The 17,446-nt window shown below is 68.4% G+C and carries 20 protein-coding genes; 6 read left to right on the top strand and 14 right to left on the bottom strand.

Annotation, left to right across the window (positions count from 1 at the left end; translation table 11 throughout):
- Window positions 1–40: 40 nt before the first annotated feature.
- From J2851_RS19155 to fdhD, 12 genes are all read right to left on the bottom strand, one after another.
- Window positions 41–1,033, bottom strand: a complete 993-nt coding sequence (locus J2851_RS19155) for a WD40 repeat domain-containing protein (RefSeq protein WP_209768062.1) — start codon at window positions 1,031–1,033, stop codon at window positions 41–43.
- Window positions 1,034–1,123: 90 nt separating this feature from the next.
- On the bottom strand, window positions 1,124–1,513 hold the full coding sequence (locus tag J2851_RS19150) for a PepSY domain-containing protein (protein ID WP_209768061.1): 390 nt from the start codon (window positions 1,511–1,513) through the stop codon (window positions 1,124–1,126).
- An 11-nt stretch (window positions 1,514–1,524) separates the two neighbouring features.
- On the bottom strand, window positions 1,525–2,592 hold the full coding sequence (locus tag J2851_RS19145) for a formate dehydrogenase subunit gamma (RefSeq protein WP_209768060.1): 1,068 nt from the start codon (window positions 2,590–2,592) through the stop codon (window positions 1,525–1,527).
- A 17-nt stretch (window positions 2,593–2,609) separates the two neighbouring features.
- A complete protein-coding gene (locus J2851_RS19140) occupies window positions 2,610–2,798 on the bottom strand; it encodes a hypothetical protein (RefSeq protein WP_209768059.1) in 189 nt (62 codons plus the stop codon).
- Window positions 2,799–2,800: 2 nt separating this feature from the next.
- Window positions 2,801–3,397, bottom strand: coding sequence for a formate dehydrogenase FDH3 subunit beta (fdh3B, locus tag J2851_RS19135; protein WP_209768058.1), 597 nt, complete (start codon window positions 3,395–3,397; stop codon window positions 2,801–2,803).
- A gap of 138 nt (window positions 3,398–3,535) precedes the next feature.
- Window positions 3,536–6,424, bottom strand: coding sequence for a formate dehydrogenase subunit alpha (locus J2851_RS19130; RefSeq protein ID WP_209768056.1), 2,889 nt, complete (start codon window positions 6,422–6,424; stop codon window positions 3,536–3,538).
- 26 nt (window positions 6,425–6,450) lie between these two features.
- Entirely contained in the window at window positions 6,451–6,669 is a 219-nt protein-coding gene (locus J2851_RS19125) for a formate dehydrogenase (RefSeq protein WP_209768054.1), read from the bottom strand.
- Window positions 6,670–6,719: 50 nt separating this feature from the next.
- Complete coding sequence (locus J2851_RS19120) at window positions 6,720–7,331, bottom strand: TorD/DmsD family molecular chaperone (protein ID WP_209768053.1); 612 nt, start codon at window positions 7,329–7,331, stop codon at window positions 6,720–6,722.
- Between the two features lie 273 nt (window positions 7,332–7,604).
- Complete coding sequence (locus tag J2851_RS19115) at window positions 7,605–8,162, bottom strand: DUF3306 domain-containing protein (RefSeq protein ID WP_209768052.1); 558 nt, start codon at window positions 8,160–8,162, stop codon at window positions 7,605–7,607.
- 154 nt (window positions 8,163–8,316) lie between these two features.
- Window positions 8,317–8,823 carry a DUF3305 domain-containing protein gene (locus tag J2851_RS19110; RefSeq protein WP_209768051.1) on the bottom strand — a complete coding sequence of 169 codons (507 nt, stop codon included), beginning with the start codon at window positions 8,821–8,823 and terminating at the stop codon, window positions 8,317–8,319.
- Window positions 8,824–8,869: 46 nt separating this feature from the next.
- Window positions 8,870–9,496, bottom strand: a complete 627-nt coding sequence (gene mobA, locus J2851_RS19105) for a molybdenum cofactor guanylyltransferase MobA (protein ID WP_209768050.1) — start codon at window positions 9,494–9,496, stop codon at window positions 8,870–8,872.
- On the bottom strand, window positions 9,486–10,367 hold the full coding sequence (gene fdhD, locus J2851_RS19100; RefSeq protein ID WP_209768049.1) for a formate dehydrogenase accessory sulfurtransferase FdhD: 882 nt from the start codon (window positions 10,365–10,367) through the stop codon (window positions 9,486–9,488). Before fdhD ends, mobA begins: the two co-directional genes overlap by 11 nt.
- 74 nt (window positions 10,368–10,441) lie before the next feature.
- On the opposite strand from fdhD, the gene J2851_RS19095 reads away from it, so the two are divergent.
- Together J2851_RS19095 and J2851_RS19090 are read left to right on the top strand one after the other, a co-directional pair.
- Window positions 10,442–11,137 carry an ABC transporter permease gene (locus tag J2851_RS19095; RefSeq protein WP_209768047.1) on the top strand — a complete coding sequence of 232 codons (696 nt, stop codon included), beginning with the start codon at window positions 10,442–10,444 and terminating at the stop codon, window positions 11,135–11,137.
- Between the two features lie 112 nt (window positions 11,138–11,249).
- Entirely contained in the window at window positions 11,250–12,116 is an 867-nt protein-coding gene (locus tag J2851_RS19090; RefSeq protein WP_209768045.1) for an ABC transporter substrate-binding protein, read from the top strand.
- A 76-nt stretch (window positions 12,117–12,192) separates the two neighbouring features.
- Here J2851_RS19090 and J2851_RS19085 read toward each other — a convergent pair whose 3' ends face one another.
- On the bottom strand, window positions 12,193–13,392 hold the full coding sequence (locus tag J2851_RS19085) for a D-alanyl-D-alanine carboxypeptidase family protein (RefSeq protein WP_246500780.1): 1,200 nt from the start codon (window positions 13,390–13,392) through the stop codon (window positions 12,193–12,195).
- A 485-nt stretch (window positions 13,393–13,877) separates the two neighbouring features.
- Between J2851_RS19085 and J2851_RS19080 the strand changes: the two genes are divergently transcribed.
- Window positions 13,878–14,615 carry a hypothetical protein gene (locus J2851_RS19080; protein WP_209768041.1) on the top strand — a complete coding sequence of 246 codons (738 nt, stop codon included), beginning with the start codon at window positions 13,878–13,880 and terminating at the stop codon, window positions 14,613–14,615.
- Between the two features lie 118 nt (window positions 14,616–14,733).
- Here J2851_RS19080 and J2851_RS19075 read toward each other — a convergent pair whose 3' ends face one another.
- Window positions 14,734–15,495: a proteasome-type protease gene (locus J2851_RS19075; RefSeq protein WP_209768039.1), complete on the bottom strand. Its 762-nt coding sequence runs from the start codon at window positions 15,493–15,495 to the stop codon at window positions 14,734–14,736.
- Between the two features lie 99 nt (window positions 15,496–15,594).
- Between J2851_RS19075 and J2851_RS19070 the strand changes: the two genes are divergently transcribed.
- From J2851_RS19070 to J2851_RS19060, 3 genes are all read left to right on the top strand, one after another.
- On the top strand, window positions 15,595–15,873 hold the full coding sequence (locus J2851_RS19070; protein WP_209768038.1) for a hypothetical protein: 279 nt from the start codon (window positions 15,595–15,597) through the stop codon (window positions 15,871–15,873).
- 22 nt (window positions 15,874–15,895) lie between these two features.
- Window positions 15,896–16,441 carry a phasin family protein gene (locus tag J2851_RS19065; RefSeq protein ID WP_209768037.1) on the top strand — a complete coding sequence of 182 codons (546 nt, stop codon included), beginning with the start codon at window positions 15,896–15,898 and terminating at the stop codon, window positions 16,439–16,441.
- 350 nt (window positions 16,442–16,791) lie between these two features.
- Complete coding sequence (locus J2851_RS19060) at window positions 16,792–17,283, top strand: phasin family protein (protein ID WP_209768036.1); 492 nt, start codon at window positions 16,792–16,794, stop codon at window positions 17,281–17,283.
- Window positions 17,284–17,446: the final 163 nt, after the last annotated feature.

Genomic DNA, 17,446 nt, shown 5'->3' with positions numbered 1-17,446 from the left:
TGGATGCTCCGGGAACCGGGCCACGGGCGGGCCGGCGCTGTCAAGGTCCGCCAAGACCGCGCGCCGTTTCCGCCGCCACGTCCCAGCGGCGGACCACCCCGTCGTAGCCCGCCGACAGGGCGCCGCGCCCGTCCGGCGTGAAGGCCACCGCCCAGACCGGCTTCTCATGCCCGCGAAAGACGGAAAGCGGACGGCCACTCGCGACGTCCCACAGGCGCACCCGGTGGTCCCCTCCCCCGCCGGACAGCAGCGTGCGCCCGTCCGGCGCGAAAGCGACGGAGGTCACGAATCCGCTGTGCCCGTAGAGCGTGCGCAGCAATCTGCCCGCATCGAGGTCCCACAGCCGCACGGTTTCGTCGCTGGACGCCGTCGCGGCGAGACGGCCATTGGGGGCGACCGCCACGGCGTTCACGCTGCCCTCGTGCCCCTCCAGCACCGACAGCTCCCCCCAGGTCGCCATGTCCCAGAGGCGCAGCGTGAAGTCGTAGCCGGCGGAGACCAACCGCCGCCCGTCGGGCGCGAAGGCGACCGCGTTGACGTTGCCGGTGTGGCCCTCCAGCTTGCGCAGTTCCGCCCCGGTTTCCACGTCCCAGACGCGGATCGCCGGGTCCCAGCCGGCCGACGCGAACTGCCGCCCGCCCGGCGCGACGGCCAGCCCGGCGATGTTGGCGCTGTGTCCTTCGAAGCTGCGCAGGACGTGGCCGCTCTCCAGGTCCCACAGCTTGATCGTCGCGTCGCGGCTGCCGGTCAGGCCGCGCCTGCCGTCCGGCAGGAAGGCGACCGCGGTCACGCCGGCCGTGTGCTCCTGGAGCGAGGCGAGCGGCTTGCCGGAGGCGAGGTCCCAGAGGATGGCGGAATAATCCCAGCTGCCGGTCAGGGCACGGGCACCATCCGGCGACACGGCGACGCAATTGACCATCGCGCCGTGCCCGACCAGATCGGCTGCCTGGAGCGGCGCGCCGAAGCATACGGAAACGACAAGGAACATGAGCGAGCGCATCAGCGACATCAACGCCCGGCTTCCCGTTCCCATCGCCTACGCTCCCCCGACCAGGCCGGCGGCCTGATCGCCACCGGCCGGAGGGTAACAATACTCAACGCCGGATGTGCCTCGGCGCGGGCCTCAGCGCCACATGTGCCCGCGGGCGACGGCGGGGTTCAGGCTGGTCCGGTTGGGGTCATAGGTGCCACCCTGCGGCAGCACGTAGCCCGACGCCAGATGACGGAACGGCGGCAGCGGGATGCCGGTGGCGGCGTCCACGGTCAGGGTGTTGACCATGTAGGCCGCGTTCCCAGCGCTTCCCGGCATCATCGCGGCGACCCGGTAGGCGGGCGGGCCGTCTTCCGGCGCCAGCGCCGTCACGCGCAGCACCTGCACGTTGTAGGTCTTCTCGACGATCTGCTTGATCTCGTCGGGGGACTTGAGGGCGGTGGTCTGGGCCAGGGCCGGAGCGGCGAGCGCACCCGCCATCAGCAGTCCGGCCATCAGCAGTCCGGCGATCAGCGAACGCATCGGTGTCGTCCTCATTCGGCGGGGGCGTGGTGGCGGCCGCCCGGACCACCATGATGGCGGGGGCGCTCGCCCGTCACCTCTTCGACCCATAGGGAGTGGTGCTCCCGCGCCCATTGAAGCTCCACGTCGCCGTTGCCCATGGCGTCGAAGGCGCCTTCCATGCCGACCGAGCCGATGTAGATGTGCGCGATGATCACCGCGATCAGAACCACCGCGATCCCGGCGTGGACCAGTTGGAACAGCTGCATGTCCGCCATCGGCGCGAAGCTGAAGGGGAACAGCAGCTGGATGCCGGTGAAGCCCAGCGCGGCACCGCCCAGCACCGTCGCCCAGAAGATCACCTTCTGGCCGGCGTTGAACTTCTTCGCCGGCGGGTGGACGCCCTTGCTGAACAGGCCGCCGGCCTTCAGCGCCCAGTCGATGTCGTCGCGGTTCGGGATGTTGTGCTTCACCCACATCAGGAAGACCAGCGTCACGCCCAGGATGAAGGCGAAGCCCAGGTAGTTGTGGACCAGCTTGCCGTAGGCGGTCATGGCGGCGAAGACGTCCGGCCCCAGCAGCGGCAGGATGGTGTACCGGCCGTAGAGGACGTTCAGCCCGGTGACGGCCAGCACCACGAAGCTGCCGGCGGTCAGCCAGTGCACGCCGCGCTCGAAGGCGTTGAAGCGCTGGATGGTGCGGCCGGTCTTCGGGCCGTCGATGCGGATGCGCCCGCGCACCAGGAAGAACAGCACCAGCAGGGCCAGCATGCCGCCCAGCACCCAGCCGCCGTAGGTCATCAGCGGACCGTTGCGGAAGGAGCGCCACGCCTCCCCTTCCGACTGGACCAGCACGCCGGCGCTCTTGTTCGGGATGGAGACCAGCCCCTGCTCGCCCGAACGGATGCCGCGCCACATCTCCGCCTTGTTGCCGGCCCCCGTGGCGCCCGCCTGATCGGCGAGCGTCGGGTAGCCCGTCTCCCCCGCGGCCGAGGCCGGGGGGACGTTGGCGAAGACCAGCGTCAGCGCCAGCATGGCGACGCCCAGCAGGACGACGCGCAGCGGGGACTGGAACCAGCCTCTCCGATTGCCTGACTTCATCGCGTCAGCCCTCCCCCTCAGAAGCGCTGGCCGGCCGAGCGCTGCAGAAGCGCGTCGACCTGATCCGGCGCCAGCCGCGTGTCGGCGGCCCCCTTGTAGACGCCCTTGTCCAGATGGACGGCGCGCCCCTGCTCCTCGTCGTTGCACCCGGCGAGCAAGGCCGCGCCGAGTGCCGCGATCATCACATAGACGGAGCGGCGGGCCATCGTCAGGACCCCGCCTTGGTCTGGTAGGCGGTGCCCCAGCCCCAGGCGCCCGAGCCGTAGCCGCGGGCGACGACGCGCTCGCGGTAGATGTCCGACACCTTGTCGGCGTCGCCGGCCAGCAGGGCCTTGGTCGAGCACATCTCGGCGCAGAGCGGCAGCTTGCCCTCGGCCAGGCGGTTGCGGCCGTACTTCTTGTATTCGGCCTCCGTGTGGTCGGGCTCGGGACCGCCAGCGCAGAAGGTGCACTTGTCCATCTTGCCGCGGCTGCCGAAGTTGCTGGCCTGCGGGTACTGCGGCGCGCCGAACGGGCAGGCGTAGAAGCAGTAGCCGCAGCCGATGCACAGGTCCTTGTTGTGCAGGACCACGCCTTCGGCGGTCTGGTAGAAGCAGTCGACCGGGCAGACGGCCTTGCAGGGCGCGTCGGAGCAATGCATGCAGGCGACGGAGATCGACCGCTCGCCCGGCTTGCCGTCGTTCAGCGTGACGACGCGCCGGCGGTTGATGCCCCAGGGCACCTCGTGCTCGTTCTTGCAGGCGGTGACGCAGGCGTTGCACTCGATGCAGCGGTCCGCGTCGCACAGGAATTTCATGCGGGCCATGGTGATGAACTCCTAAGCGTCCGTACGGTCGGCGGATGATCACAATCCGTGCCCGCCGACCGTTAAATCCGGCAGATCAATGCCCTAAGGCATTGATTGAGAGGATGATGAGGAGCGCGCCATCAGGCGCGATCATCATCAGGCCGCCGTGATCCGGCAGAGGGTGGTCTTGGTTTCCTGCATCTGCGTGACCGAGTCGTAGCCGTAGGTCGTCGCGGTGTTCGCGGCCTCGCCCAGCACGTAGGGGTCGGCGCCCTGCGGGTACTTGGACCGCAGGTCCTGGCCCTGGAACTGGCCGCCGAAGTGGAAGGGCATGAAGGCGACGCCGCGCCCGACGCGCTCCGTCACCATGGCCTTCACCTTGACCTTGCCCTTCTCCGGACCCTCGACCCAGACCATCTGGCCGTCCTTGACGCCGGCGTTGTTGGCGTCGGCCGGGTTGATCTCCACGAACATGTCCTGCTGCAGCTCGGCCAGCCACGGGTTCGACCGGGTCTCGTCGCCGCCGCCCTCATACTCGACCAGACGGCCGGAGGTGAGGATGATCGGGTACTCCTTGGACACGTCGCGGTCCTGGATCGACTTGTACAGCGTCGGCATGCGCCAGGACTTGGTGTCCTTGTAGGTCGGGTAGCTGGCGACCAAGTCGCGCCGCGGCGTGTACAGCGGCTCGCGGTGCACCGGTACCGGGTCCGGGAAGTTCCAGGCGACGCAGCGCGCCTTGGCGTTGCCGCAGGGGTTCAGACCGTGCTTGATCGCCACGCGCTGGATGCCGCCGGACAGGTCGGTGGTCCAGGACACCGCGCCGATCTTCTCGCCGCCGATCTTGCGGATCACAGCCATCTCCGCCTCGGTGAAGTCGCCGGCGTAGCCCAGCTTCTCCAGCATGGCGTAGGTGACTTCCGGATAGCCGTCCTTGATCTCGGAACCCACGGGGTAGGCGCCCTCGGCCAGCAGGTTGGCGCCCTTGTACTCCACGCCGAAGCGGGCGCGGAAGGCGCCGCCGCCCTCGGCGACCGGCAGGGAGTTGTCATACAGGTTGGCGGTGCCCGGGTGCTTCATCTCCGGCGTGCCCCAGCAGGGCCACGGCAGGCCGTAGAAGTCGCCGTCGCACGGGCCGCCCACGGCGCGCAGCGTGGTCTTGTCGAAGGTCGCCTGGTGCTGCATGTGCAGCTTCAGCCGCTCCGGCGACTGGCCGGTGTAGCCGACGGACCACATGCCGCGGTTCCATTCCCGCGTGATGTCCTCGATGTCCGGCTCGTTGCCTTTCACCTTGATGTTCTTGAACATCGGCTCGGCGAAGCCGAACTTCTTGGCGAACAGGTACATGATCTCATGGTCCGTCTTCGCCTCGAAGAGCGGCTCCATGATCTTGTCGCACCACTGGACGGACCGGTTCGACGCGGTGCGCGATCCGGTGGTCTCGAACTGGGTGGCGGCGGGCAGCAGGTAGAAGTTGTCCTTCCGGTCCGGCAGGACGGCGGTCATGGTCGGGTACGGGTCGATGACGACCAGCAGCTCCAGCTTCTCCATGGCCTTCTTCATGTCCGGCAGGCGGACCTGGCTGTTCGGCGCGTGGCCCCAGAAGACCATGCCCTTGATGGTGTCGGGCTGGTCGATGTTCTCCTTGGCCTCCAGGACGCCGTCGAACCAACGGGACACCGGGATGCCGGTGGCCTCCATCAGCTTCTTGTCCTTGAAGCGGGCCAGGACCTCGTCGTACGGCACCTCCCAGACGCGCGCCCAGTGCCGCCACGCGCCCTCCGCCAGGCCGTAGTAGCCGGGCAGCGAGTCCGAGGTGACGCCGAAGTCCGTGGCGCCCTGCACGTTGTCGTGGCCGCGGAAGATGTTGGTGCCGCCGCCCGACACGCCGACGTTGCCCAGCGCCAGCTGCAGGACGCAGTAGGCGCGGGTGTTGTTGTTGCCGATGTGGTGCTGCGTGCCGCCCATGCACCAGACGAGCGTGCCCGGACGGTTGGAGGCGAGCGTGCGGGCAACGCGCTTCAGCTGCGCGCCCGGAACGCCGGTGACCTTCTCGACCTCCTCCGGAGTCCACTTGGCTACCTCGGCGCGGATGTCGTCCATGCCGTAGACGCGCTTGGCGATGTACTCCTTGTCCTCCCAGCCGTTCTCGAAGACGTGCCAGAGGATGCCCCAGATCAGCGCCACGTCGGTGCCGGGCCGGAAGCGGATGTACTCGTCGGCCTTGGCGGCGGTGCGGGTGAAGCGCGGATCGGCGACGATCAGCGGGGCGTTGTTCTGCTCCTTCGCCTTCAGGATGTGGAGCATGGAGACGGGGTGCGCCTCCGCGGCGTTGGAGCCGATGAAGAACAGCGCGCGCGACTTCTGGATGTCGTTGTAGCTGTTCGTCATGGCGCCATAGCCCCAGACGTTCGCCACGCCGGCGACCGTGGTGGAATGGCAGATGCGCGCCTGATGGTCGATGTTGTTCGTGCCCCAGAAGGCGGCGAACTTGCGGATCAGGTAGGCCTGCTCGTTGCTATGCTTGGCCGATCCCAGCCAGAACACCGAATCCGGGCCGGACGCCGAACGGATCGACAGCAGCTTGTCGCCGACCTCCTGGATGGCCTGGTCCCAGCTGATGCGGGTCCACTTGCCGTCGACCATCTTCATCGGATAGCGCAGGCGGCGGTCGCCGTGGGCGTGCTCGCGCACCGAGGCACCCTTGGCGCAGTGGGCGCCCAGGTTGATCGGGCTGTCGAAGCTCGGCTCCTGGCCGATCCACACGCCGTTCTGCACCTCGGCGGTCACCGTGCAGCCCACCGAGCAGTGGGTGCAGACGTTCTTGACCAGCTTCACCGGCGCGCCGGCCGCGGGCGTCGCGGTCACCGCCTCGGCCTTCTTCACCATGCCCAGCGGCAGGGAGGCGGCGATGGCGGCACCGCCGGCGGCGATTCCGGAGGCGCGAAGGAACGAACGACGATCGACGGTGTTACCGGTCAAGCCGGAAACCATCTTCGCGAGCGAGCGGCCGCCAGCGGTTGCCGCCTTCTTCTTCGTCAGCATGGGGACGGATCCTTCCTGAAAGCGGCTTAGAAGCGGCTCAATTCGTAGACCGTCCGCACATGGTCGGTCTCACGGTAGCCCTGGGAGGTGCCCTCGGGGGCGGCGGCCTGCGCCGGCTCGGCACCGGCCCCGGCGGTGATGGCGACGGCGCCCAGCGCACCGACGCCCAACCCCGCGGCGCGGAACAGGTCACGCCGCGCGAGAATGCCCTTGTCCTTCATGTCGGCCTTCTTGTCCGCCTTCATCGCTTCACCCTTTCCCCGCAACGTCCCAATCTCATCGTTTCGCATCCGAATCACGCCGCCATATCGAACGCCTGGACCTCGACCTCCAGGAAGCGGCGGCCCAGCGTGCCGACCGCCTGGTAGAAGCTGGCGGAAGGCGCCGCCTCCAGGTCGGCGAAGAAGCGTCCGGCCCAGGAGGCGACATGGCGGTCGAAAAAGCGCCGCTGCTCGCCGAGGTCGGCGGGATCACCGAAGGCGCCGGTGATCAGGCCCGCCATCATCTCGGCCAGGGCGGCCACGTGGTCTTCCGGTTCCTTCACGTCGTCGGCGCGCGCGATGCCCAGGCGCGACATATGGTCGCGCAGCTCGGCCAGCGGCTTCTCGTGCAGGAATCCGGTCAGGTAGTAGGAGGCGTAAGGCGACAGCACGCCGCCGCCAACGCCGATGAAGAGGACGAGGAATTCCTCCTCCACCGCGCGCGCGTCCGTGGCGCGCGCAGCCTCGGCCAGCCGGGAGACGGCCTGCCCGAAGGGGCTGGCATCGCCCTGCATGGACGCCAGCGCGGCCAGCAGATCCGCACCCGGCGGCTGCGCCAACAGGCGCGCCAGCAGGGCATAGACCTGGGCTCGCTGCTCCTCCTCCGGCGGCAGGGCCGACGGATGCTGTTCACCGGTCGATGACACGGCGTTCCTTCCTCCCAACACGGCATACGGGGAGGCACCAGCCCCGTACGTCGCGAACCCGGCGGCCGGTTCGGCTCGCCGCAATGGTTTCCCGACGTCAAAGGCCGGCGCCCAAGACGCCCTCGACCATCAAATTTTATTGCACCCGCGAAAAGCTGCGTCGAAACAGCGGCTTAACGGCTTGGTTCGAGCTATTTAAAAGCGGAATCGCGGCATTTGTCAACAAACGCAGACATGCACATGTCTGTGAGTAAAGACTAATATGCCAAAGCGTTATGATGATTTCGACACATCGCCGCCGTAATCGGCCGCCCCACCAACGGTTGGCTGTTCGTCCTTTACTTGCGGCGCGGCGGCCGGGTCTTCGGCGCCGGCGGTGGCCGCCTTGTCCATTTCCGCCCGCTCTGCCGCCTCCTCCGCCGCCCCCTCCGCCGCATCGAGGAAGCCCTTGCCGACGCGGTAGAGCGTCTTCACCGGGCTGTTCCCCGTGAACAGGCTGGCGTAGTCGTCGGCGTAGTCCTTCAGCCCGTCATCGTTGGCGAAGACCGGGTCGGAGGCCCACAGCTTGCGCAACGCCTGCCGGTGCAGGTCCTCCGGCACCTCCGCACGCAGGAAGGGCGTGTAGTCGGACTCGCGCGTCAGTTCCTCGACCGGCGGCAAGTCCTTGAGCGGATCGTCGGCGTCGGCGGCCTCGGCCGTCGCCTCGGCGTTCTCTTCCGGCACGGGCTCCGGGAGCTGCGCGGGCAGCTCCTCGGCCACCGGTTCCGGAACGGGCTCCGCCGACTGCCGCTTCAGGCGCGACCAGCGGGAGAGGAAAGGTTCGTCGGTCATCTCTGTGCACCCAGGCGCCAAGCGTTGGGCCCCCACCCTATCCCTCCCCCATCTTCGACGGGGGAGGGAACTCCGCCCCGCGTCGCTGAAAGCCCTCCCCCGCCGAAGGTGGGGGAGGGTTGGGTGGGGGCCCAGCGCAACCACTTCTCCAATCTCACTCCCCCTTCGGGAAATGCCGCTTGCGCTCGCGCTTCACGAAGGGGATGTCCACATGATGCTGCTCGGTGAAGTCGCGCACCAGCGCGATGACCTCGTCGGGCATCGGCACCGTCTCGACGATCTCCGACCCGCTCACCTGATAGCCTTCGCATTCGTGGGCCGACGCCGTCACGACGAAGGGCACGACCACGCCCGGCTCGCCGCTCTCACCAAGGCCATCATGCGCGCGCAGCACGACCCAGAGGCGCGGCGGCTCCTGCGACAGGTTCAGCTTGTAGCCTTCGGTGTCCGTGCGGAACAGCTCCAGCGGCAGGGTCGCGGCGTGGAACTGCGCCCAGCCCTCCCCCTCGCGCAGCAGGCGCCACGCGCCCTCCACAGGCGGGGCGCCGGGGATGACGGACACGGGGTGCCACGCCCACTCCGCCCAGGGGCTGGCGCTCTTGCGGCGTTCCAGCACGATGCCCAGCGGCATCGTCTCGATTCGGTTCAGCGCGTCGCTCATCAGCCCTTCCTCAGTCGGAACGACCTTGAACCACAAGCGATATCGATCAGGCAACCAATCCGGCCGCCAGCAGCCGCTCCGCCTCTTCAAGATCCGCGGGGCGGTTGGTGTTGAAGAAGGGGTCGACCGGGTCGGTCGCGAAGTCGGCGATGGCGAGATTGTAGCGCCCGGTCCAGGCGTCGACCTTGCGCATGTCCTCCTCCACCATGGCGCGGCGGAGGTCGTCGGCGAGCCGCACCGGCCACAGCCCGAAGACCGGATGCTCCTGCCCGCCCGACTGCGCGCAGGCGAGGTCGGCGCCATCCCGCTCCACCGCGGCGACCAGCCGGGCGACGAGGTCGCCGGGGATGAAGGGCGCGTCGGTCGCGAAGCTCGCCACCCAGGCGCAGCCGGGCGCGTTCGCCCGCGCCCACTCCAGCCCGGTCAGCACGCCGGCCAGTGGCCCCGCGAACCCCTCCACCACATCCGCCGCGACCGGCAGCCCATAGGGCGCGAATCGTGCCGGGTCGCCGTTGGCGTTCAGCACCAGCGGCCCGACCTGCGGGCGCGCCGTGGCGATGATGCGCTCCAGGATCGTGCGCCCGCCGAGCGTGCGCAGGCTCTTGTCCCCGCCGCCCATGCGCCGCGACAGCCCGCCGGCCAGCAGGACGCCGGCGACCGCTTCAGTCCTCATCCCGGCTCCCCTTGCGTTGGTGGCGCCCGCCTTCGTCGGAGACGGAGGCCGGGTCGGCGTCGAACATCAGCCGGTCGGTGCCGGCCAGCGCTAGGAAGCGCTTGCCCTTGGCCCGGCCGACCATGGTCAGGTTGGCCTTCCGGCCAAGCTCCACCCCCCAGGCCGTGAAGCCGGAGCGGGAGAGCAGGATCGGGATGCCCATCTGCACGGTCTTGATCACCATCTCCGAGGTCAGGCGCCCGGTGGTGTAGAAGATCTTGTCCTGCGGCGCCACCCCATGCAGGTGCATGTAGCCGGCGACCTTGTCCACCGCGTTGTGGCGGCCGACGTCCTCCATGTAGATCAGCGGCCGGTCTTCCTGGCACAGCACGCAGCCGTGGATGGCGCCGGCCTCCAGGTAGAGGCTGGGGGTCAGGTTGATCTTTTTTGACAGCGCGTAGATCCAGGACGTCCTCAGCCGGGCGTCGGGGTTCAGCGACACCGACTCGAAGGTCTCCATCACGTCGCCGAAGGCGGTGCCCTGGGCGCAGCCGGAGGTCAGCGTCTTCTTCTTGAGCTTTTCCTCGTAGTTGGTGGCGCGCTCCGTCCGGACGACGACGGTGTCGATCTCCTCGTCGTAGTCGATGCCGGTGATCCGGTCGTCCCGCTTCAGCATGTTCTGGTTGAGCAGGTAGCCGACCGCCAGATACTCCGGATAGTCGCCGATCGTCATCATGGTGACGATCTCCTGCCCGTTCAGGTACAGGGTCAGCGGCCGTTCGACGGTGACGGACGCCTCGACCGGCCGCCCGTCCTGGTCCAGGCCGGAGACGCGCTCGGTCAGCTTGGGATTCGCCGGATCCGGCTTTATGGTGAATTCCGTGAGGTCCATGATCGAAAGAGTGGGGAAGATCGGCCGCCGGGGCAAGCGGGGGATGGTCAACTCCCGCCAGATGGAAATACAGCATGCATGAGTTCGGGGCGGCCTTCGCCACCGCCTTTAGCCTGATCACCACCTGCGACCCCGACCTGGTGCGGATCGTCGGCCTGTCCCTGCGGGTCAGCCTGACCGCCGTCGCCCTGTCGGCGCTGATCGGCCTGCCGCTTGGGGCGGCGGTCGCGGCCTTCCGCTTTCCCGGCCGGCGGGCGGTGACGCTGCTGCTGAACACCGCGATGGGCCTGCCGCCGGTGGTCATCGGGCTGATCGTCTACCTGATCCTGTCGCGCTCCGGCCCGCTGGGCGTGCTGGGCCTGCTGTTCACCCCGGCCGCCATGATCGTGGCGCAGACCGTGCTGATCGTCCCCATCATCGCCGCGCTGACCCGCCAGGTGGCCGAGGATCTGCTGGTGGAGTACGAGGACCTGCTGCGCGTCATGGGCGCCGGCCCGCTGACCATCCTCGCCACCCTGCTGTCGGAGGCCCGCTGGAGCCTGCTGACCACCGTGCTGGCCGGCTTCGGCCGCGCCTCGGCGGAGGTCGGGGCGGTGATGATCGTCGGCGGCAACATCGACCGCGTCACCCGCGTCATGACCACCGCCATCGCGCTGGAGACCAGCAAGGGCGACCTGCCGCTGGCGCTCGGCCTCGGCATCATCCTGATGGCGCTGTCGCTGACGGTGAACCTCGCCGCGGCGCTGGTGCGCGACGCGCGGCGAGCCTGATTCCATCCTCCGAAAGTCCGACTCCGTAAAATTTGCAAGCCTTCAGGAATTTCCGCATAGTTCCGGCACAGCCCGCACCAAGGCGGGTGGGAACGAGGAGAGGGAATTTCCGATGCTGCGCCGTTCGTTCGTGCTGGGTTGCGCCGCCACAGCCGCAATGCTGGGGGCCGTGATGCTGGGGACCGTGGTGCTGGGTCTGGCGCAGCCGTCGAAGGCCGCCGACGACCGGTTCATCACGGTGGCCTCCACCACCTCGACCGAGGATTCGGGCCTGTTCAAGGCCATCCTGCCGAAATTTACGCAGAAGACGGGAATCGAGGTGCGCGTGGTCGCCAAGGGCACCGGCCAGGCGATCGACCTCGCCAAGCGCGGCGACGCCGACGTGCTGTTCGTCCACCACAAGCCGTCGGAGGAGAAGTTCGTCGCGGAGGGCTTCAGCACCGAACGCAAGCCGGTGATGTACAACGACTTCGTGATCGTCGGGCCGAAGGCCGACCCCGCCCACGTCAAGGGCAGCAAGGACGTGGCCGGCGCGCTGAAGGCCATCGCGACGGCCAAGGCGCCCTTCGTCTCCCGCGGCGACGACAGCGGCACCCACAAGGCCGAGCAGGCGCTGTGGAAGAACGCCGGCGTCGATCCGGCCTCCGGTGATGGCTGGTACCGCTCCATCGGCCAGGGCATGGGCGCCGCGCTGAACACCGCCGCGGCCGTCGGCGGCTACGCGCTGGCCGACCGCGGCACCTGGCTCAGCTTCAAGAATCCCGGCGACCTGGAGATCGTGGTGGAGGGCGACAGGCGCCTGTTCAACCAGTATGGCGTGATGCTGGTGAACCCGGCCAAGTTCTCGCACATCAAGGCGGCCGACGGGCAGGCCTTCGTCGACTGGCTGGTCTCCGGCGAGGGCCAGAAGGCGATCGCCGACTACACCATCGACGGCCAGTCGCTGTTCTTCCCCAACGCCACCGATCCCGGCGCCTGACGGACTCAGGGCACCGCCGAAACGAAAAAGGCGCGGCCCCGGCCGCGCCTTTTGCCTGTCCGGAGCGTGGCCGTCCTTACAGCTTCTCGTTGCCCGACACGGTGACGCAGCGCTGGCCGTGCTTGACCAGCTCGGCGCAGACCTTGCGGGCGGTCGCCTCGTCCAGGCCGGTCATGCGGGCGCGGAAGACCTTGGTCTGGCCGGACTTCGCCTCGGTGATGTTGCGCTTGGCGTTGCGCAGCAGGAAGGGCGCCTGCTTGGTCGCCTGGGTCAGCGCCCGGGCGCCGGCGTCGCGGGTGGAGAAGGCGCCGACCTGGACGCCCCAGTCCGCGTCATCATCGTCCTTGGCAGCGGCGCGCGGCCGGGCAGCGGCGCCCGTGGAGGCGGCGGAGGCAAGCTCCACCTTCGACGGGGCCTTGGGCGGCGCCTTTGCCTTCACGGCCGGGGCCTTCGCCACAGGCTTGGCCGCCGGGGTGTCGTCCTCGTCGTCGCTGGCGGAGGCGACCGGGATGTCGGCGTCGCGGCTGGGCTTGCCGAAAGCCTTGTCGAGCAGCGCCGCCATGCGGATGTCGCGCGACGCCGCCGACTTGCCGCCCAGGACCACCGCCACCAGCCGCCGGCCGTCCCGCACGGCGGACGCCGCGAGGTTGAAGCCCGAGGCGACCGTGTAGCCGGTCTTGATGCCGTCCATGCCCTCGTAGCGGAGCATCAGGCGGTTGTGGTTGTGCAAGGACCGTCCGCCATAGACGAAGTTGCGGCGGCTGAAATACGGGTAATATTTGGAATGGTCGGACAGCAGGGCCCGCGACAGCAGCGAGAAATCGCGCGCGGTGGTCACCTGCTCCATGTTGGGCAGGCCGTTGGCGTTGCGGAAGACGGTGCTGCGCATGCCCAGCTCCCGCGCCTTGCGGGTCATCATCTCGGCGAACTTCGCTTCGCTGCCGCCCAGCGCCTCCGCCAGCACGACGGCGGCGTCGTTGGCCGACTTGGTGACGAGGCCCAGGATCGCCTGCTCCACCCGCAGCGACTGGCCGGCGCGCAGGCCGAGCTTGGTCGGCGACTGCGCCTCCGCCCAGGCCGACACGGGCAGCGCCTGGTCCAGCGTCAACCGCCCTTCGTCCAGCGCGTCGAAGGTCAGGTACAGCGTCATCATCTTGGTGAGCGACGCCGGGTGGGTGATGGTGTCGGCGTTCTCCTCGTGCAGGACCTCGCCGGTCCGCGCGTCCACGACGATCGCCGCGTACTTCGCCGCCAGCGCCGGCAGGGAGGCGAGCATGGCACCCGACAGCGCCAGGGCGGCCAGCAGACCGCGCGCGACCGACCCGGCCGCCCGGCCTACCCCTTTCGAAGACTCCCCCTTGGAAGACTCCGGGCGCCCTTCACCGGCATCCCGCCGCGCGCGCCAAGCGAACGGGAAGAGTCGGGTTCGAACGGCGCTGCCCGTTACGCTCATGATGCCACCGCCAAAGGCTAATACTTGTTGTTTGGCGCAATGGTAAATTCGAGAAGAATCAGTGTCTAGCGACAATTCGTTAATTTCACGCATGGACTTCTTTGTTGAGACTGTGACGAAAACGGGTAGCGGAGGGACCCAGGGGCGGCAGGCGGCGTTGACCGACGGCACCCGACCGCCCACATCCCGACACTGACCCTTTCCGGCCCCTCCCACCGGACGCGAGGCACCCCATGCGAGCCCAGACGCAAGGAAACGGACGCACGCGGCAAGTGACAGTGTTGGGCCTCACACTTAAGAGCATTGGGATGAGAGGGGTGGCCTTTGGGGGGCTCGCCGCCGCGGCGCTGGCGGGGTGCAGCTCCGTCGGGCCGACGGACAACCTCGTGGCCCGCAAGCTCACCTGGATCAGCTACCTGAACGGCGACGACCTGCGGGCGGCCTGCACCAAGGGCGAGGGCACCGACCGCTACCGGCTGGTCTTCAACGCCGACTACAACAAGCACGTCCGCGCCTACGACGTGATGGGCGACCGTTCGACCGGCGGCGCGGTGGTGGAGGCGCGCGTGCTGGAGGCGGCCGACATCACGCGCATCGACCTGAACGACCCGGCGGCGGTGGCGCGGGGACCGGTCGACCGGGTCCAGCTGACGCCGCGGCAGTTCGCGATCTTCGTGCTGAAGCTGTACGAGAGCGGCGCCTTCAACCCGGCGCCGAGCGGGATGCGCCTGCCGTCGAACGGCGTCTACTGGCTGGTCAACGGCTGCCGGCGCGGCAACTGGTTCTTCAACGCCTACCCCTACCCGTCCGACCGCTTCGCCGACGTCCGCTTCGACGGGCCCCTGCGGGAGTTGGACCACACCGGCGTCCCCTTCCCGCCCCTGCCCCGGCTGGCCCAGCCCAATCTGGATGGCGCGCCGCGGACCCTGCCGACCGGCGGCCGCATCGATTCCGCCGGCCCCCTGTTCGAGGTCGAGGTCGGCCGCGACGGCCTGGTCGGCCCGACCGCCCCCTTCGGCCGCTGGCTGTTCGCCGGCGGCGGCTGAACGCTCCTGTCGCAGCACCGTAGGTTGGGTGGAGCGCAGCGCAACCCAACATCGCTCACCATGGCAAGGATGTCGGGTTGCGCTTGCGCTCCACCCGACCTACGGCATCAAACCGCCCTCAGACCTTCTCGGCCACCGCGGCGGCGGTGCGCAGCTCGTCCGGGACCAGCGTGTCCACCCACGGGCCGTCCGGCATGCGCCGGGCCAGCTCGGTGATGTTGCGGTTCCACCAGAGGCGCTGCTCGACCAGGTCGTCGTAGTCGAAGTTCGACTGGCGCCAGGTCCGCCCGGCGGCGTGGAAGGACACCATGTCGATCGGGAAGCCGACGTCGTTGCTGGAGAAGCGCGTGCTGTCGAAGGACAGGTAGGCGATCTTCAGCGCCGTCTGCATGTCCGTGCCATAGGTCAGGGCGCGGTCCAGGATCGGCTTGCCGTAGGCGGTGGCGCCGATGGACAGGTAGGGCGTGCGCTCGTCCACCTCGATCCAGTTGCCCTCCGGATAGACCAGGAACATGAAGGGCTCGCGGTCCTCGGCCAGCTGCCCGCCGATGATGGCGTGCAGGTTGAAGGCGAGCTTGGACGCCTCCAGCGCCTCCTTGTCCTCGGCCGCCACCTGGCGCAGGCAGGCGGTGAAGGCCGAGACGGCGTCCAGCATCGTGGCGTAGCACTCGTTCCGGCGCTTGGCCATGTCGCGGCGCAGGTAGGCCAGCGTCTTGTCGCGCACGCTGCGCAGGCCGGAGTTCATGATGAAGAAGCGGTCGCCGCCGCTGCCGATCATCGTCACCTTGCGCGCCGAGGAGAGCTGCGACCCGCTGGTGATGCGGCCGTCGGACAGGCCGATCAGGCCGTCGCGGGTCTTGATGCCGAGGCAATAGGTCATTTGGGGGCGTTCCCGAACTGAATAGCTGCGACGTTCCGCCGCGGATTGGCTGACCTTTAGCCGAAGCGCGTCCCTTCGGCGGGTGCGCTAGGATTGGGCATGAAAGCCGGTAAAGCTTTCGTAAAGGATCCACGCGGCGCGAACGCTTCGCCGGAAATTTCGCGCGTGGCGCGTCCGGCGGGCGCCGGAGCCGACCTTGGTGGGACTGGCCGCCGTCGATTCAACTTCTTGTGCAGTGCACAAAAATATCCGTTGACACCACGGATGATTGCCCATACTTTCATCATTGCTGCAATGCAGCATTTTGCCCCGGAGAAAAGCCTCCCAGGCTTCACGTCCGCGAACCTGTGGACCGGGGACGGAGAAGAAAAGCACTGACCGAACGGAAGGACCGGAAGAGATGACCACCGCGACGAAGGCGAAGCCCCAGATCACCGCCCCGATCAGCACTCAGGCGTTCGAGAGCGCCGCCGCCCAGGCGAAGGAGCAGTATGCGGGCTTCGTCAAGGCCGGCCAGGAGCAGGCCGCCAAGACCTTCGAGCAGACCGCGTCCGCCACCAAGGAGCAGGTGGAGAAGCTGTCCGCCCAGCTGCTGAAGCTTTCGGCCGAGCTGCAGGCGCTGAACAAGGGCAACGTGGAGGCCCTGGTCGAGAGCACCACCATCGCCAGCCAGGGCGCCGAGGATCTGGGCCGCGAGTTCGCCGCCTACGCGCAGGCGAGCTTCGACAAGTCGGTGACCACCGGCAAGGCGCTGCTGACCGCCAAGTCGCTGAAGGAGGTCATCGACCTGCAGACCGACTACGTGAAGTCCAGCTTCGACGCCTTCACGGCCGAGGCCAGCCGTCTTCAGGACCTGTCCACCCGCGTGACCACCGCCGCGTTCGCCCCGCTGAACGCCCGCCTGAACGTCGCGGTCGAAACCCTGTCCAAGCCGCTCGCCGCGTAACGCCCTGGCAGGTTTACGGCCAAGCCGGCTCCATTGGACCACGGCCCGACTGTCTCCGGACAGCCGGGCCGTGCCGCGTCCGGGGTCCGGCCACCGCGACGGAAGACGGCCGCGACGGAAGACGGTTTCGACGGAAGACGGTTTCGACGGACGAAATTGTGCACCGCACAAAAACCCTTTGACAAGCGGGCCTGCCCTGCCCTAATTTTGGTCATGTTGCAGTGCAGCAAAGGCAGGGCAACAGAGGATCCGATGCCCGTCCAGACGGGGTCGCCGACTGATCCGCCCGCGCGGTCGCCACTTGGTTGGGTCCGGCGCGGAAAACCAACCGAATTCCGAGGAGCCGTTCCATGACCGACAAGTTCGCCGCCGCCACCAAGACCTTCGAAGACGCCGTCGCTGCCGCCAAGCAGAATGTGGACGGCCTGGTCAAGGCCCAGCAGGAGCAGATCGAGAAGGCCTCCGCCCAGCTGCTGAAGAACTTCGACGAGCTGACCGCGCTCGCCAAGGGCAACGTCGACGCCGTCGTGAAGTCGGGCACCATCGTCGCCAAGGGCGCCGAGGAGGCCGGCAAGCACGTCGCCGCCTACACCCAGTCCTCGCTGGAGAAGGGTGCGGCGAACGGCAAGGCCCTGCTGGCCGTCAAGACCATCCAGGAGCTGGTCGAACTGCAGAGCGTCTTCGCCAAGGCCGCCATGGAGACCTTCGTGAAGGAGAGCGGCAAGCTGCAGGAGCTGTCGCTGAAGACCGCCAAGGAGGCCTTCGCGCCGATCAACGACCGCGTGCAGGTGACGGTCGAGACCCTGTCCAAGCCGGTCCTGTCCAAGGCCGTCGCGGCCTGAGGCAAAACGACGCAACGCCGTCACCCGAGCCGCCCGCGCGGAATCGGGTGACGGCGCAGCACCTCAAGGGGCTTCCATCCCCGGCCATGCCGGGGCGGCTCCCTGACCCGCTTGCCCCGGGACACGTACGTACGGGGTAGCGGGCCTTCGTGAGGCGGTACCG

This window comes from Azospirillum rugosum (assembly GCF_017876155.1).
GTDB lineage: Bacteria > Pseudomonadota > Alphaproteobacteria > Azospirillales > Azospirillaceae > Azospirillum > Azospirillum rugosum.
This window is presented reverse-complemented; position numbering and strand designations above follow the sequence as displayed.

Bases quoted from the DNA above. Each gene is read 5' to 3' on its own strand.
- J2851_RS19155 (WP_209768062.1), bottom strand. From the start codon at position 1,033: ATGGGAACGGGAAGCCGGGCGTTGATGTCGCTGATGCGCTCGCTCATG.
- J2851_RS19150 (WP_209768061.1), bottom strand. From the start codon at position 1,513: ATGCGTTCGCTGATCGCCGGACTGCTGATGGCCGGACTGCTGATGGCG.
- J2851_RS19145 (WP_209768060.1), bottom strand. From the start codon at position 2,592: ATGAAGTCAGGCAATCGGAGAGGCTGGTTCCAGTCCCCGCTGCGCGTC.
- J2851_RS19140 (WP_209768059.1), bottom strand. From the start codon at position 2,798: ATGGCCCGCCGCTCCGTCTATGTGATGATCGCGGCACTCGGCGCGGCC.
- fdh3B (WP_209768058.1), bottom strand. From the start codon at position 3,397: ATGGCCCGCATGAAATTCCTGTGCGACGCGGACCGCTGCATCGAGTGC.
- J2851_RS19130 (WP_209768056.1), bottom strand. From the start codon at position 6,424: ATGCTGACGAAGAAGAAGGCGGCAACCGCTGGCGGCCGCTCGCTCGCG.
- J2851_RS19125 (WP_209768054.1), bottom strand. From the start codon at position 6,669: ATGAAGGCGGACAAGAAGGCCGACATGAAGGACAAGGGCATTCTCGCG.
- J2851_RS19115 (WP_209768052.1), bottom strand. From the start codon at position 8,162: ATGACCGACGAACCTTTCCTCTCCCGCTGGTCGCGCCTGAAGCGGCAG.
- J2851_RS19110 (WP_209768051.1), bottom strand. From the start codon at position 8,823: ATGAGCGACGCGCTGAACCGAATCGAGACGATGCCGCTGGGCATCGTG.
- mobA (WP_209768050.1), bottom strand. From the start codon at position 9,496: ATGAGGACTGAAGCGGTCGCCGGCGTCCTGCTGGCCGGCGGGCTGTCG.
- fdhD (WP_209768049.1), bottom strand. From the start codon at position 10,367: ATGGACCTCACGGAATTCACCATAAAGCCGGATCCGGCGAATCCCAAG.
- J2851_RS19095 (WP_209768047.1), top strand. From the start codon at position 10,442: ATGCATGAGTTCGGGGCGGCCTTCGCCACCGCCTTTAGCCTGATCACC.
- J2851_RS19090 (WP_209768045.1), top strand. From the start codon at position 11,250: ATGCTGCGCCGTTCGTTCGTGCTGGGTTGCGCCGCCACAGCCGCAATG.
- J2851_RS19085 (WP_246500780.1), bottom strand. From the start codon at position 13,392: ATGCTCGCCTCCCTGCCGGCGCTGGCGGCGAAGTACGCGGCGATCGTC.
- J2851_RS19080 (WP_209768041.1), top strand. From the start codon at position 13,878: ATGAGAGGGGTGGCCTTTGGGGGGCTCGCCGCCGCGGCGCTGGCGGGG.
- J2851_RS19075 (WP_209768039.1), bottom strand. From the start codon at position 15,495: ATGACCTATTGCCTCGGCATCAAGACCCGCGACGGCCTGATCGGCCTG.
- J2851_RS19070 (WP_209768038.1), top strand. From the start codon at position 15,595: ATGAAAGCCGGTAAAGCTTTCGTAAAGGATCCACGCGGCGCGAACGCT.
- J2851_RS19065 (WP_209768037.1), top strand. From the start codon at position 15,896: ATGACCACCGCGACGAAGGCGAAGCCCCAGATCACCGCCCCGATCAGC.
- J2851_RS19060 (WP_209768036.1), top strand. From the start codon at position 16,792: ATGACCGACAAGTTCGCCGCCGCCACCAAGACCTTCGAAGACGCCGTC.